General features: G+C 46.6%; 10 protein-coding genes. All 10 read left to right on the forward strand.

Annotated elements, in window-relative coordinates:
* Positions 1-50: 50 nt before the first annotated feature.
* The 10 genes from WMO65_RS04720 (at position 51) to thrS (ending at position 15,831) form a co-directional block, all read left to right on the forward strand.
* A complete protein-coding gene (locus WMO65_RS04720; RefSeq protein WP_148392583.1) occupies positions 51-2,525 on the forward strand; it encodes a GH39 family glycosyl hydrolase in 2,475 nt (824 codons plus the stop codon).
* Between the two features lie 243 nt (positions 2,526-2,768).
* Entirely contained in the window at positions 2,769-3,677 is a 909-nt protein-coding gene (locus WMO65_RS04725; protein ID WP_148392582.1) for an alpha/beta hydrolase, read from the forward strand.
* A gap of 148 nt (positions 3,678-3,825) precedes the next feature.
* Complete coding sequence (locus tag WMO65_RS04730; RefSeq protein ID WP_148392581.1) at positions 3,826-5,181, forward strand: MFS transporter; 1,356 nt, start codon at positions 3,826-3,828, stop codon at positions 5,179-5,181.
* A 542-nt stretch (positions 5,182-5,723) separates the two neighbouring features.
* Positions 5,724-5,954, forward strand: coding sequence for a type II toxin-antitoxin system MqsA family antitoxin (locus tag WMO65_RS04735; RefSeq protein ID WP_148392580.1), 231 nt, complete (start codon positions 5,724-5,726; stop codon positions 5,952-5,954).
* A 563-nt stretch (positions 5,955-6,517) separates the two neighbouring features.
* The gene (locus tag WMO65_RS04740) at positions 6,518-7,420 is read left to right on the forward strand and encodes a helix-turn-helix domain-containing protein (protein WP_148392579.1); all 903 of its coding nucleotides are present in this window, start codon (positions 6,518-6,520) and stop codon (positions 7,418-7,420) included.
* A 115-nt stretch (positions 7,421-7,535) separates the two neighbouring features.
* Positions 7,536-8,726: a Gfo/Idh/MocA family protein gene (locus tag WMO65_RS04745; protein ID WP_148392578.1), complete on the forward strand. Its 1,191-nt coding sequence runs from the start codon at positions 7,536-7,538 to the stop codon at positions 8,724-8,726.
* A 105-nt stretch (positions 8,727-8,831) separates the two neighbouring features.
* Complete coding sequence (locus tag WMO65_RS04750; RefSeq protein WP_033139414.1) at positions 8,832-9,338, forward strand: SEC-C metal-binding domain-containing protein; 507 nt, start codon at positions 8,832-8,834, stop codon at positions 9,336-9,338.
* Between the two features lie 68 nt (positions 9,339-9,406).
* On the forward strand, positions 9,407-10,183 hold the full coding sequence (locus WMO65_RS04755; RefSeq protein ID WP_225305374.1) for a YdcF family protein: 777 nt from the start codon (positions 9,407-9,409) through the stop codon (positions 10,181-10,183).
* 43 nt (positions 10,184-10,226) lie between these two features.
* Entirely contained in the window at positions 10,227-13,472 is a 3,246-nt protein-coding gene (locus WMO65_RS04760) for an SNF2-related protein (RefSeq protein WP_148392577.1), read from the forward strand.
* 427 nt (positions 13,473-13,899) lie between these two features.
* A complete protein-coding gene (thrS, locus tag WMO65_RS04765; RefSeq protein ID WP_033139449.1) occupies positions 13,900-15,831 on the forward strand; it encodes a threonine--tRNA ligase in 1,932 nt (643 codons plus the stop codon).
* The last annotated feature ends 40 nt before the right edge of the window (positions 15,832-15,871 follow it).

Consider the following 15,871-nt stretch of genomic DNA (forward strand, 5'->3'; position numbering starts at 1 on the left):
TTCGACAGATACCTTTTTTATCGGTATAATTAAAAAAGGGGTGATTTCACATGGATGAAATTCGTTTTGAATTTGACTGCGACACATCCGTTCCGCATTTTCATGGGGAGCTGGAAATACTTTATGTGCTGACCGGCCGGTGTGCTGTGATGACGGCAAAAAACAATTATCTTTTGAGCAGTGAGGACTTTGCTGTATATAACCCGTATGAACACCATGAGATTTATCGCGAAGCGGGTGCGCATACTGTTTCGGCATATATTTCGCTGCCGATTTTACAGCAGGCAAATTTAGGACGTGTTAAGTGCTGCAGTAAATTGCAGCCGGATCAAGCCGATTATCTTTCCATGATTCGCATGAACCTGGCGGTGGTGTTCAAAGAGGTTACCGATTCGCCTGATCTGCGCCGGCTGCAGATCTTAAGTCACCTTTTCGGACTGCTGGCTATCCTGAAATCACAGTTTGAGTTACCGGAGTCATACGAACTGCACCCGACACAGGAAATAGAACGAATACAGAAAGTCCTGATCTATATCGGACAACATTTTTCAGAGGAATTGAGTTTACAGACGGTTTCGGATCTGGTGCATCTCTCCAAAAGCCAGTTGTCCCGTGATTTTCATAAAATACTGCGCATCTCATTTTCAGATTATCTGCGCCAGCTGCGTTTAAATAAAGCAGAGTATCTTTTGCGCACGAAACGGCAGAGCGTGACGGACATTGCATTGGAATGCGGTTTCTCCAATACCAACACTTTTATATTGAACTTTCGGCAGCAATACCACATTACGCCCGGAAACTATCGCCGATGTTATGAAAAACAGGCATCCCCGCAGCCGCAGGAGGGAATCGCCGCTATTTCCGGTACACTGTCTTATATGAATCTTTTAAAATATGCGGCAAAAGAAGAAGCAGTGCTGCCGTTAAACAAACGCAGCACTCTGCCAACCCGTATTGAAATTGATGCCCGGGAAAATCTTGGTAAATTGCAGCTTCATCACAACGATTCCACGTCACTTGGCTGGGCAGAACAGCTCTTGCACGAGGAGGTCCGTGATGCAGTCCGCGATTCTGTGAAAACAATCGGCTTTCAGAGTGTATTGTTTTTCGGTATTTTTGACGATTCTCTGGACTTTTATCATGAGGACAAAAACGGCAGGCCATGGCTGAGTTTTACCTATATTGATTTAATTCTGGACTTTTTGGTGGATCTTAATATTACCCTGCAGATCCAACTGGGTTATACCCCGAAACTTTTGACCAAAGATCGTCAGCATGTTTTTGGGAATTCCTGTATTGGGCTTCCGGATAATCTGGAAAAGTGGAAATTTTTAGTGAGTGGTTTTTTAGAGCATCTTGTTTACCGTTATGGAATAGAGTTGGTTTCGCTGTGGAGTTTCACACCGGAACAGCTCCTGTTTGTACAGTATGGTGTTTTCTCCTTGGAGGACTATTTTTATTATTACGAAACCACCTGGAAGATATTGCAGAAGCAGCTACCGGGGGTCATGTGGAAGGCACCTGTGTTCGATATTGATTTTTTATCTGTGGATGGATTTGACATTCTTTATCGATTTTTAGACTACTGCAGACAAAAGAGCTGCCTTCCCACCCAGCTGAGTGTACAGAGTTTCTGCATGGATCATGCCAAATATGACCGTGCCGTCACCGAGAATCGTATTCAGGCAAAGATGGACCAACAGCCGGGGGAGCCGGCGCCGATCAGTGCTGATGAAAGTGTACTGCAGCACCGTCTGCAGAAACTCCGTTCCTGTCTGGATGAGTATGGGTATTCGGATCTGCCGATCTCTGTTTTCGGTTGGAATACCACATTGTGGCAGAATGATTTGGGGAATGATACCTGTTTTAAGGCAGCCGCAGTAGTGAAGCACTGCCTGGAGAGTCGTAATCTGGTCACTGCAATGGCAATGGCACATTTGACAGATAACTCGGAACGCCGTGTCATGAACTCTAATCCCTATCATGGCGGTTATGGTATTTTAAACTATTACGGGATACCAAAGGCGGCCTATTATGCCATGATGTTTCTGACGCTTTTAAAGAACCACGGCGATATAATTCTTGCTGAGGGGGACGGATATATAGTTACTCGTTCCGGGGAGGGCAGGAAACTGCAGATTCTGCTGTACCATTACTGTCACTATGATGAACAAAATCATCTGACGGAATGGATTCCGCTGGAGGAACAGCGAACAATTGACCGCTATATGGGATTTGTGCAGAAAGGAACACGCAGCTTTGCCCTTCATCTGCAAAATATGATCCCCGGCAATTATTTGAAACGCAGCTTTTCCGTAAACCGTGAGCATGGGAGCAGTTATGACCAATGGATGACAATGGGCGCGCCGGATTTGCAGAACCGTACACAAAAGCTGTATCTGACGAAGATCAGTACCTATGGCGCTCTTTATGAAAATGTCCTGATCGGAAAAAGCGGGAGCTTCAATCTGTCCACCGTACTGGATGAACATGAAGTGCGGCTGATATTGCTGGAAAAGCGTTAAGGAAAATAGCAAAGTGATTATTTAGTGGGAAATGCTGAAATGTTCGGCATTTCCCTTTTTGCTGTCAAAAATCACGATTTACAGTACAATAAATCACGATTTATTTCATGATAAAAGATCTGTGAATGTCATTTTTTCAAAAAATGTGGGCGAAAAATGAATAAAACCTGCGGAGGAATCAAGAGAAAGCCGGGCAAAACGTATGATACAATTTGTAAAACAATAACTGAACGAGGTGATCTTATGGAAGTAAAAGAATGGACCTATGAAGAGTTTCCGGAATTTGCAGAAGAGGTGGAAGGAGCGGAAAGGATTCCGACCACCGGCGACGAAATCGGGGTTTTTTATCAACATGATGTGGAGTACGCGGAGATTGACGGTGAAAAACTGCATCTGCAGATTTTACGCCCGCTGACCCGAAACCGGCCGAACATGATCTGTCCATGCGTAGTGTTTGTACAGGGTTCCGCATGGTTTAAGCAGGACGTATATATACAGCTTCCGCGAGTGGCAAAGCTTGCGGAACGTGGTTATGTAGTGGCTGTGGTGGAATATCGTCATTCAGGCATTGCACCTTTCCCCGCACAAATTATGGATACCAGAAATGCCGTACGCTTTATGCGTGTACATGCGGAAGAATACGGGATCGATCCTGAAAAAATCGTTGTTGCAGGCGACTCTTCCGGTGGGCACACTGCCATGTTTGCCGGCATGATCCACGATGATGTGGAAAATAATCTCTTCCCGGGTATTTCTGCGGAGGTTAAGGGTATTCTGAATTTCTACGGAAGCTGCAGTGTCATGAAGGAAGATTCAAATCCAACCCAGCTTCTCCACTGTCAGCCGGACAGTCCGGAAGGTATGGTGATGGGGCATGTGGACCTGCGCGAAAGCGAGGAGCTGCGCCGCAGGCTTTCTGTGGAATGCAACATAGAGAAAGACAGTGTGATCCCGCCGACGATCATATTTCATGGTACAAAAGACCGTGTTGTAAACTGTGAAGGCAGCGTGATTCTTTATCGGCGCATGAAAGCATGCGGAAAGGATGTAAAGCTGTATTTGATAGAAGGAGCGGACCACAGCGGCAACGAATTCTGGATGGAACAGGTTCTGGACATCATGGAGGACTTCATCCAAAAGGCAGTGCGATAGTCAGAATACATCCAGCCATTAAGAATCGCTTCACGATGGGCTGGATGTCTGTCTCCGGTACGTTTTCATACGGTCAGCGCAGTAAATGCACAGACCTGTCTGAACTGTTATACTGAGGGACCTATAAAAAGGAAAGAAGGATATTGAAATGGCTACAGAAATGAAAAAAATCAGCTTATTTGAAAAACTAATCTATGGATCCGGTGATGTGGGTCTGAATGCAATGTATACTTTATTCAGCTCCTATGTTTTAATGTTCTATACGGACGTATTGATGATAAATGCTGCATTGATCGGTACCGTGATCATGATTTCAAAAATTTTCGACGGTATTTCTGATTTGATCGCAGGTCAGTTGATTGACAAACACAAAAATAAATACGGTCACTGTATTCCGGTTTTGATGAAATGGGCAATTCCGATGGTACTTTCCGTTATTCTGGTATTTACCGTGCCGGATGGAAGTGTAGGGCTTCGTGTTGCTTACATTTTTATAACTTACAACCTTTTTAACACGATATTATACACTTATGTCGGTATGGCCCATGGGTCGCTTGCATCGTATGTCACGAATGATTCCAAGGACCGTTCCCAGATGCTCATTTTTAAGATGATGTTTGCAGCCGCTACCCAGACCATCATGGCATCGGTTATGATTCCCATGGTGGAATACTTTGGCGGTCAGCAGATGCAATCTGCATGGATCAAAGCCATCATGGTATTCGGTGTTATCGGTTTGATTCCGATTGCGCTGAACGTCTTTTTTGTGAAAGAGCGAGTGGAAAATGACGCTCCGGCAGAAAACATTTTGATTGGTGTGAAATGTGCAGTTGTTAATAAATACTGGTGGATGGCGTTTATTGTCAATTTGATGGCAAACTTTATCCTGACTTTCAACCTTTCGGTATCCTTGTACTATTTGAAGGACGTTGTTGGCAATATCGCTTTGATGGGCACGTTTGTTGCCTGTTCCAACCTTCCGGGTGTGATCATTTCAGCAGTTGCCCCGTTTCTGCTCAATAAATTTACGAAACAGCAGATGGTCATTTTTGGTGCAGGATGTATGCTTGCTGCACAAATTGCATTTATCTTCATGCCGTTTACGACGACCATGCTTTTCCTTACCGCATTGCTTCGAGGCATTGGTATGGGCTTTGCTATGGGAATAGCAGGTGCTTTGATTGGTGATACCATCGATTACGGTGAATGGAAAACAGGAGTGCGCGTTCAGTCCGTTCTCTTCTCCGCAGCTTCAGTTGGGGCGAAAGTCGGCCAGGGTGCGCTGACCGCGGCATTCGGTTTCGTCCTCTCAGCTATCGCTTATGACGGTTCCCTGACAGTTCAGGCTGCAGGCACCATTTCCGGTATCGATGCATTCTTTAAATACGGTCCGCTGGTTGTTGCCATTATCCTTTTGATTGATATTCTTATGCTGGATGTTGAAAAGAAGAATCCGCAGTTTATCAGGGAAATTGCAGAACGTAAAGCAGGTAAAAACGCCTAAGCTTGTCTCGGTGTGGTATGTAGTTACATAATAGGCCGTGGGTTTTCAGCCTGTGGTTAATACCACATATCCTCTTTCCGTGGACCCGGTGATTGCCTGGCGATGCAATCAGGGGATGAGAGGACGTGGATTTGAGGGATTGCTATAGGCGGCGTAATGCAACGGTATCATAATCTTTAGTCAGGCAGTGCAAATATGGGAAAAACAGTGACAATGTACCTCCTTATTGGTGAAATTGCCGCTGTTTTTTCTTGTGCTGAATTCTATTAAAATTAGTTCCTTTAGATAGTAAAAGTTACCATATCCTTATAAAATGTAAATGGCAGAACAGGATTTATAGAACTTTTAGAACCGCACATTGCTGAAAGATTGTGGAAGTGATAAAATCATAGTAGGATAAGACATACTTTTAAGGAGAAGTTAAGGATATAGGTACAGCGGTCTGCTCATGTTACAATGAGAATCCGAGAGAGAGGTATAGGCTGAGCAGATGATATAAATAAATTTCAGGAAGATATGAAAACCAGAAAGGAGCATTAATTATGTGTTTTTATTGCAAATGTAATACGACAATTCCAAGTTTTGCTACCCATGTGGTAACCTATGGTATGTGTGTTATTTTAGTACGGAATGTTCCATGTGAAGAATGCGAGCAGTGTGGAGAAAAATATTACAGTGATGAGGTTATGGAACGATTAGAAATTATTGTAAATAAAGCAAAAGAGTTGGCGAGTGAAGTGTTTGTTACTGACTATAATAAAAGGGCCGCGTGAAAGTTGGAGTTATTGATGATGACAACAGTCTGACGGCAGAGCGAAAAGTGAAACTCTTAAAAGTAAAAATTTACTGTTTGAAATACAGCTGATTCTTTTAGTGATTTAGCTGTTTTTTATTGGCAGAAAGTTTTGTGATACCATAACCCCTCTTTATGAGTTAAACTAAAAAAAGTGAAAGAAGACACCACATATGACAAATACTATGGATGTTTTAGAAAACAGATACAGGGAACTGAATTTGGAAAGATGAGATTAAATCGTGATGTGCCTATGGCAGACCATACAGAAGGTATTGCCATCAGCGATGTATCTGAAGTCATGGGTTTCAGCCCCGCTTTACCACTTCACATTATGTAAAACCCCTGTAACCAGTGGGCTTCTTCTGGTTACAGAGGCTTCAAAGGGGAGGATAAGTATTTCTACTTTTTCTTTTGTAATCCTCGAAGAGCGTCACATCTTTGTGCCTTCCCTCCGTGGACTACTTATAGTATGACCGGTATCAAACAAGCTATACAAAAGAAATGAAAAAAATTATTTTTTTTTATCCAGGGAGCAAAATCATGAAAAAATACTTCCAGGGATGTGCAGTGAACAAGTATGTCAACATCACATCCGTATTCACCATATACGAAAAAATCTTTGAAGATACCTATTATTTTGACGGCGAATCCCACGACTTCTGGGAATTTGTCTGTGTACTGGACGGCTCACTGGGCGTGACGGCCGGGGAAGATGTATGTATTCTGGAAAGAGGCCAGTCCGTTCTGCACCGTCCCATGGAATTCCACCGTCTCTGGTCGGAAAAAAAGACAGAGCCTCATATCTGTGTGATCTCTTTTGCCGCGGATGTTATGCCTCAGATAAAAGAAAAGCAGTTTCAGTTGACCGAAGAAGAATACAACAGCATATCCGGCCTTATGGAAAGAGCGGGCAGTATTTTTAACAGAGACCGGGAAATTCTTGTAAAAGGGGTCCATTCCGGAAAAGAGGCGGAGTCCCAGATCTTTTTTAATACCTTTGAGAGTTTTCTTCTGTCCGTTCTCACCGAAAAAACTCCCGGGATGGATGCCTATGTTTCCGTCAGTGCAGACAATTACCGATCCATTGTCCGCACTTTGGAAAAACATATTACAGAGCATCTCACCCAGGCAGACATTGCAGGACTCTGCAATATGAGCCCGGCATCTCTGAAAAAAACATTTTCAAAATACGCCGGGATCGGCATCATGACATATTTTACACAGATGAAGATACGCCGTGCCATGGAGCTGCTGAAAGAAGGATGCGGCATCAATGAAACCGCGGAAGTTCTGGGCTTCTGTGACAGGAACTATTTCAGCACAGTTTTCAAACGCACTACCGGGGAATCTCCCGCAAACTATCTGAGAAAACAGCAGCAAAAAAGCCGCGGAAAAATTCAACAGAATATATCTGCACAAAATGTTATCCGATATCAAATATAATATCCCCAAATACCTATAGAAATTTGTATTCGGCTATGTTACAACTAAAACATATTAAAAATTTAAAACACTCTATAGCAAAATACATCACACAGACAGAAAAGGAGCCGGTCAAATGGAGAAACTGAGAGTCGGAATCATAGGATTAGGATGCAGAGGATACAGCCTTATGCGGGATGTCATTCTCAGAATGCAGGATGTGGAGGTGACTGCAGTCTGCGATGAATATAAGGACAGAGTACTGGCAGCGTCAAAACTTGCAGAGGAAGTAGGCGGTAAGCCGCCCCTGGCGGCAGTTGATGTGCAGGAGGTACTTGACAGCCCCCTGGTTGACGCTGTGGTTATAGCTTCTGCCTGGGAAAGCCACATTCCCATTGCGGTGAGAGCCATGCATGCCGGGAAGGCAGTGGGCATGGAGGTAGGCGGTGCCTACAGTGTAAAACAGTGCTGGGATCTGGTGGATGTCTGGGAAGCCACAAAGGTTCCCTTTATGCTTCTGGAAAACTGCTGCTATGGCAGAAGAGAAATGATGGCCATGAACATGGTAAAAAAAGGAATATTCGGGAAGATCATCCACTGCAAAGGCGGCTATCTCCACGACCTGCGGGAAGAGATTGCCGGAGGAAAAGAAAACCGTCATTACCGCTTGAGAAATTACATACACAGAAACGCGGAGAACTATCCGACCCACGAATTAGGTCCCATTGCCCAGATCCTGAATATCAACAGAGGCAATCGGATGCTTACCCTCACTTCAACAGTATCCAAAGCGGAAGGCCTTAGGGAATATTTATCAGACAGCACATCCGCATTTGCTCAGGGAGACGTGGTGAACACCGTAATAAAATGTGCCGGAGGTGAAACCATTCTTCTCACACTCAACACCACCCTGCCCAGATTCTACAGCCGCGATTTCACAGTCTGGGGGACAAAGGGCATGTATGAGGAAGCGACAGATTCCGTTTTTCTGGATAAAATAGACGCGGCGTATGATTTTAAATGGAAAGAAAAATGGGGTAATGCCGCTGAATATGAAAAAGATTACGAGCATCCCACATGGAAAAAATTTCTCGCAGAGGGTATAAAGGGCAGTCATGACGGCATGGACTGGCTGGAGTTTGAAGCATTCTTTGACAGTGTGAGAAATCACAGACCATGCCCCATTGATGTGTACGATGCAGCGGCGTGGATGTCCGTCACTGCCCTTGCAGAAGAGTCCATTGCCCTTGGCGGACATCCCGTGGCAATTCCTGACTTTACAAATGGAAAATGGATCCTGGCAGGGGAAAACCGCGAATACGCCTGATAAAAGTAAGGATTGAAAAAATCCGCCATATCGTATATACTATATCTGTCAGGCGTTTCGGGACGCCTCAAAAATACGATAATAAGTAAAAGGTGGTAAAGATACATGGCATTATTACAGGAATGGAGAGATGTTGCTTATTCTCAGGAAGCAGACAAAGCGCAGCTGCAGAAATTCTGGACCAACTATTTTCTGATCGAAAAAGGAATCTATGAGAAACTTCTGACCAATCCGGACGAAGTAGTTCGCGGCACAGTGAAAGACCTGGCTGATAAATTTGAAGTTGACGTTATGACCATGGTCGGATTCCTGGACGGCATCAATGACAGTCTGAAAGTACAGAACCCGATTGAGGAGATGGACGAGAATACCGAGGTAAACCTGGGATTCGATAAGGAAATGCTCTACAAGAATATGGTAGACGCAAAAGCAGACTGGCTGTATGAGCTTCCCCAGTGGGACGAGATCTTCACAGAGGAGCAGAAAAAAGAGCTGTACAAGGAGCAGAAGAAATCCGGTACCGTCGTAAAAGGACCGAAAATCGGACGTAATGATCCATGTCCATGCGGAAGCGGTAAAAAATATAAACACTGCTGCGGCAGAAATAAATAATCAAATAAGATGCAGTATTTTCAGAGGGGCGGTGGAGAACCGCCCCTTTGTGTTTAGAAAGGATACGAATGAAGACTTTATGCATGATCCTGGGGAGCCTTTGTTCCCTCTATTTTATAGGAATCACAGTCTATGCGGGCCTGTCCTCCCTGTTTCCCTGCATCTGGGCAGCAGGCGGTGTTTTCTTCTATGGAATCGCCGTACTTCTCCATCTGAACAGCAGACACGGCGTGCTGGCCGGATTTTCACTTCCGCCGGTTATAAAAAACAGTCTGATTGTTCTGGCAGCCCTCTGCATCCTTGTCTTTTTGACAGTGGAGGCTCTGATATTTACGGGGATGTTCCATCATCCTTCGGAAAATCTGGACTACCTGGTCGTGCTGGGCGCCCAGGTAAACGGTACAAAGCTGAGCAACTCCCTGAGACTCCGGGTGGAGCGTGCCGGGGAGTATCTGGAGGAAAACCCTGAAACAAAAGCAGTCCTCTCCGGGGGAAAGGGAACAGGGGAGGATATCACAGAAGCTGAGGCCATGTACCGCTATCTGGAGAAAAAGGGCATCTCCCCGGAACGCCTTCTGAAAGAGGAGCATTCCACAAACACCAGCGAGAATCTGAAATTTTCTCTGGAGATCATTGATAAAAAGGAAGACAACAGAGGAAAAGAGGCATCCATCGGGGTAGTTACCAACAATTTTCATGTGTACAGAGGTGTCAGCCTTGGGAAAAAGCTGGGATGCAGGCATGTGGAAGGAATCCCGGCAAAAAGCAACGCGTTTTTACAGGTGAATTATCTTGTGAGAGAATTTTTCGGGGTCCTGAAGGACAAAGCAGTGGGAAATATGTAAGAGGCAGTAAAAACGTTAATTTTCAGCAATCGGAGAAGAAGAAATGTTAAAAATCAGTACGATCAAAGATAATTGTTTTCCTGCCATGTATCAACGTGGGAAAGCACTTTTTGACAAAAAAGCCTATAAGAGTTTTTTGGTTGAGGACTATCTGGAAGACGACAAAGAAGTCAGTGCCCAGGTGAAGGGAAGCGAAGGCAAATGGTATGAGACAACAGTTGTCTTTGATGCAGAGGATGAGATCACGGATTATATCTGCAGCTGTCCGGCAGCCGGAGCGTATTTGGGTATGTGCAAACACTGCGTGGCAGTGGCGCTTGCCTACCGGGAGACCCAGATGCCGGCAGATTCTCTTGGTACCGTTGATTTTCCTTCAAAAACCCCCGCAAACCGCAGGACATCTGATACCCTGAAGGATACCATTGCAAAATACGCGGTGAGGAACAATGCGTATCTGCTGGGGGAGTATTACGGACAGGTACGCCTGGAACCGATCATCACCTCTTCTTATAACCAGTTTCACATTGAATTTAAAATAGGTGCCGGCAAGCTGTATGTCTTAAAAAATATCTGTAAAATGCTGGACTGCGTGGAAAAGGGAAAATATGATTCCTATGGAAAGAACCTGGGCTTTATCCACGACCGCTCTGCCTTTACTCCGGAGGCTCTTTCCTGGATCGACCTGCTGACCGACTGCCTGAAGACGCAGTTTCACAACATGGAGTTCAGCAGCCAGGTATACAGTTCCAATTTCCGTAAAATCGGTCTGAGCAATTACGGCATGGACAGGGTCCTGCAGAAATATACAGGCGGAACCATAGAGATAGACGGAAAGCCTTATCAGGTCATCTGCGGCAATCCGGTGATCAGAATGGAAATCGTAAAGACAGAGGAGGAGGGCGCCAGTATTTACCTGCATTCTCCAAAGTGGATCAGGGGTACGGTCCATGACTATCTGCAGACAGAGGATACGATCTATCAGTGTACGCCGGAGTTTTCCAGGGATATGATGCCCATCATCAAAGCGCTGAATACGGACAGTATACAGTATTACCAATATCAGCACAGGGACCGCACCATTTTTCTCAATCGGGAGGATTATACCGCGTTCTGCGCAGCTTTGCTCCCTATATTGGAACAGTATGCGGATATCCAGATGAATGACATTGATTTTGACGAATACCAGCCCCAGGAGGCAGAGTGCAGCGTCTACCTCAGTGTGGATGAGAAGATCCGGGACGCCATCTGTATGCGTGCACAAGCCGCTTACGGAACCACGGTCTATGATCTTTTTGACGACGTGGACCCCTCCAGCCAGTACCGCGATATGCAGAGGGAGGGGGACCTGAAAAGATGCCTAGAAAAGTATTTTGACATCTGTAAAGGTACAGGGGAACACTGCGGCCTGTGTACCTCAGAAGAGAAAATGTATGAGCTTCTGGACATGGGATTCCATGAAATCCGTGAACTGGCAGCGCTTTTTGTAGATGATAAGATCCGTGGAATGCGCATTCTCCCTTCTCCGAAGGTCAATGTGGGCATTGGTCTGTCCGGAGATCTGCTGAATCTGGATATCCGGGTGGAGGACATGGATCCGGGAGAAATGGAACATATCCTTCGGGGATACCGCAGACGGAAAAAGTATTACCGTCTGAAAAGCGGTGATTTTATCAGCCTGGAAGACAATGGCCTTTCCCTGGTATCCGAACTCTCCCAGGGACTTTCCTTTGACGAGAAAGAGTTTGGGGAAGGCAGTTTCCAGGCTCCAAAATACCGGGCTTCCTATATAGCGGAAACCCTGAAAACACATTCCGGCAAAGTGGATGCCAGACGAAGCACGGAATTCAAACAGCTCATCCGAGATATGAACAGCTATCAGGACAGTGATTTTGAAATCCCCGGAGAATTGAACGCGGAACTGAGAGAATATCAGAAGAACGGATTCCGCTGGCTGGCTATGCTGTCCCAGTGGGGTTTCGGCGGCATTCTGGCGGATGATATGGGGCTTGGCAAGACACTGCAGGTCATCACACTGCTGGAAATGAAGAAGGAGGGCGCGCTGATCGTCTGTCCTGCCTCCCTGGTCTATAACTGGGAAAGCGAAATCCTCCGGTTTGCGCCTGACCTGACAGTAAAAGTGGCGGTTGGAAACAGTCGGCAGAGGGAAGAAATCATAGAACATGCGTCTAAAGAAGATATATTGGTGACCTCCTATGATCTTCTGAAACGTGATCTGGATCTGTACAAAGAGAAGGTCTTTCCATATATGGTCATAGATGAGGCACAGTACATCAAAAATCCGGCCACCCAGGCTGCAAAAGCTGTGAAGGAGATACCGGCGGTACACCGTCTGGCACTGACGGGAACCCCTATTGAGAACCGGCTCAGCGATCTGTGGAGTATTTTTGACTTCATTATGCCGGGGTATCTGTACAGCTACAAAAAATTCAGGGAAGAGCTGGAACAGCCCATTGTCCAGAATGAGGACAGGAACGCCATGGAGCGGCTGAAACGGATGGTGAACCCCTTTATTCTGCGCAGAAAGAAACAGGATGTGTTAAAAGACCTGCCGGACAAGCTGGAGAAGACCATCTATGTGAAGATGGAGGAGGAGCAGAGAAAGCTCTACGACGCCAGGGTTGCCAGAGTGCAGATGGAGCTGTCAGGCCAGAGCGAGGAGGATTACCAGAGCCAGCGCATGAAATATCTGGCAGAGCTGACAGGGCTGCGGCAGATCTGCTGCTCCCCCCTGCTCTGCTACGAGAATTACAGAGGCGGCTCCGCAAAACAGGAAAGCTGTGTGGAGCTGGTACAGGATTTAGTACAGGCGGAACACAAGATTCTGCTGTTTTCCCAGTTTACCACCATGCTGGAACTGCTTGCAGCGGAATTTGACAAGGCGGGAATTTCCTATCTCTATCTTTCAGGGAAGAATACAAAAGAACAGCGCCGGGAGATGGTGAAAAAGTTCCAGAACGGGGATGCCCAGGTCTTCCTTATTTCCCTGAAAGCAGGGGGAACGGGGCTGAATCTCACAAAGGCGGACGTTGTCATCCACTATGACCCGTGGTGGAACGTGGCAGCCCAGAACCAGGCTACAGACAGGACCCACCGCATCGGACAGGAGAATATTGTAACAGTCATGAAAATAGTGGTGAAGAATACCATAGAGGAGAAGATTCTGTCTCTCCAGGAAAAGAAGGCCCGCCTTGCGGAAAACGTTATGGAAGGGCAGGCAGTGGCAGACCACAGGATCAGCAGGGAGGATCTTCTGGAGCTGCTAAAATAGTGCCGGATGCGGGCAGAGTCCCTGTGTTCTCTCAGAGAAAAATGGTTGACAAAAATATTTCTGCCGTTATAATGAAAAGTAGATTCATACAGAAAACGCGATGACGAGACGAGTAAAATGCGGAAGTTCCCAGAGAGGGCTGCGTATGCTGGAAGCAGCCTGTTCAGGAAGCATTTGAAAACTACCTCCGAGCGGCCCCGATCCGGCCCGGTGATTCCGTTATCATCAAATGAGTGGTGAACCGGTCTTCTGAGAAGAAGACAGTGTACAACAAGGGTGGAACCGCGAGTAATGACAGTTACCCGTCCCTTGCAGTCAGAAATGGCTGCATGGGACGGGTTTTTTGCTGCGCGGGAAAGCGGCAAAGGAGTCCGCCGTCATCGCAGGAACCAGCAAATGCAGAGAGAAAAGGAGAAGCAGAGGAATTATGATTATCACATTAAAAGACGGGTCAAAGAAAGAATATGATCATGCCATGTCTGTGATTGATATCGCTTCTGATATCAGCGAAGGTCTGGCAAGAATGGCTTGTGCCGGAGAAATGGACGGACAGGCAGTGGATTTGAGAACAGTTGTGGACAGCGACTGTGAGCTGAGCATTCTGACCTTTCAGGATGAGGGAGGCAAGGCAGCATTCCGCCACACCGCATCCCATATCATGGCCCAGGCGATCAAGCGCCTGTATCCGGATGCCAAGCTGGCGATCGGACCATCCGTTTCCGACGGCTTCTATTATGATATTGACAGGGAAATCCCCCTGACAGCGGAGGATTTGGAAAAGATCGAAGCGGAAATGAAGAAGATCGTGAAGGAAGGCCTGCCCCTGGAACGCTTTGAACTTCCGAGAGAGGAAGCCATTGCCTTCATGAAAGAAAAGGAGGAGCCTTACAAAGTAGAACTGATCGAAGACCTGCCAAAGGATGCTGTGATCAGCTTCTACAGACAGGGAGAATTTACAGACCTGTGCGCAGGCCCCCACCTCATGACTACAAAACCGGTGAAGGCATTCAAGCTCACAAGCCTTGCAGGTGCCTACTGGAGAGGCAGCGAGAAAAATAAAATGCTCACCAGAATCTACGGCACGGCATTTACTAAGAAAGCAGATCTGGAGGAACATCTGGCAAGGATCGAGGAGGCCAAAAAGCGTGACCACAGAAAGCTGGGCAAAGAGCTGGGCCTGTTCATGATGCGGGATGAGGGACCCGGATTCCCCTTCTTCCTGCCAAAAGGCATGGTGCTGAAAAATACCCTTCTGGATTATTGGAGAGAGATCCACACAAAAGCCGGCTATGTGGAGATTTCCACTCCGATCATGCTGAGCCGCCATCTGTGGGAAACCTCAGGTCACTGGGATCACTATAAAGAGAATATGTACACAACCGTCATTGACGAACAGGATTTTGCCATTAAGCCCATGAACTGCCCGGGCGGCATTCTAGCTTACCAGTCTGAACCGCGTTCCTACCGCGACCTGCCCCTGCGCATGGGCGAACTGGGACTGGTACACCGCCATGAAAAATCAGGCCAGCTTCACGGACTCATGCGTGTGCGCTGTTTTACACAGGACGATGCCCACATTTTCATGACACCGGACCAGATCAGGGATGAGATCAAGGGTGTTGCCAGTCTCATTGACCAGGTTTACAGCCTGTTCGGATTCAAATACCATGTGGAGCTGTCCACACGCCCTGAGGACTCCATGGGAAGCGATGAGGACTGGGAGATGGCAACAGAGGCTCTGCGGGGCGCTCTGGATGACCTGGGACTTGACTATGTGGTAAATGAGGGGGATGGTGCCTTCTACGGACCGAAGATCGACTTCCATCTGGAGGACTCTATCGGCAGAACCTGGCAGTGCGGAACGATTCAGCTTGACTTCCAGCTGCCCCTTCGTTTTGAGCTGGAATACATTGGCGCTGACGGGGAAAAGCACCGTCCTATCATGATCCACAGGGTCGCATTCGGCTCCATTGAGCGTTTCATCGGTATTTTGATTGAGCACTTTGCAGGTGCATTCCCGACCTGGTTATCACCAATCCAGGTGCGTGTTCTGGCAATCTCCGACAAATATATGGATTACGGCAAAAAAGTCCTGGCAGAGCTTCAGGAGGCGGGAATCCGTGCGGATATGGATACAAGGGCTGAGAAGATCGGATACAAGATCCGTGAGGCCAGACTGGAAAAGATTCCGTACATGCTGGTTGTAGGCGCCAAAGAAGAGGAGGAGGGCCTTGTGTCCGTGAGAAGCCGTTTCCTGGGCGATGAGGGACAAAAAGACCTGGGCGGATTTATCACAGCCATCAAAGAAGAGATCAAAAGCAGGGAAATCCGTGAAGTGAAAGCAGAAGAGCAGAAATAAATTTATAAAAAAATCAATGGTATAAAAAAGTACAGCCGGA

Source organism: Blautia caccae (assembly GCF_040095955.1).
Taxonomy (GTDB): Bacteria; Bacillota; Clostridia; order Lachnospirales; family Lachnospiraceae; genus Blautia; species Blautia celeris.

Coding starts and splice junctions, on each gene's coding strand:
- WMO65_RS04760 (WP_148392577.1), top strand. CDS start 10,227: ATGTTAAAAATCAGTACGATCAAAGATAATTGTTTTCCTGCCATGTAT.
- WMO65_RS04755 (WP_225305374.1), top strand. CDS start 9,407: ATGAAGACTTTATGCATGATCCTGGGGAGCCTTTGTTCCCTCTATTTT.
- WMO65_RS04725 (WP_148392582.1), top strand. CDS start 2,769: ATGGAAGTAAAAGAATGGACCTATGAAGAGTTTCCGGAATTTGCAGAA.
- WMO65_RS04735 (WP_148392580.1), top strand. CDS start 5,724: ATGTGTTTTTATTGCAAATGTAATACGACAATTCCAAGTTTTGCTACC.
- WMO65_RS04750 (WP_033139414.1), top strand. CDS start 8,832: ATGGCATTATTACAGGAATGGAGAGATGTTGCTTATTCTCAGGAAGCA.
- WMO65_RS04745 (WP_148392578.1), top strand. CDS start 7,536: ATGGAGAAACTGAGAGTCGGAATCATAGGATTAGGATGCAGAGGATAC.
- WMO65_RS04730 (WP_148392581.1), top strand. CDS start 3,826: ATGGCTACAGAAATGAAAAAAATCAGCTTATTTGAAAAACTAATCTAT.
- WMO65_RS04740 (WP_148392579.1), top strand. CDS start 6,518: ATGAAAAAATACTTCCAGGGATGTGCAGTGAACAAGTATGTCAACATC.
- WMO65_RS04720 (WP_148392583.1), top strand. CDS start 51: ATGGATGAAATTCGTTTTGAATTTGACTGCGACACATCCGTTCCGCAT.
- thrS (WP_033139449.1), top strand. CDS start 13,900: ATGATTATCACATTAAAAGACGGGTCAAAGAAAGAATATGATCATGCC.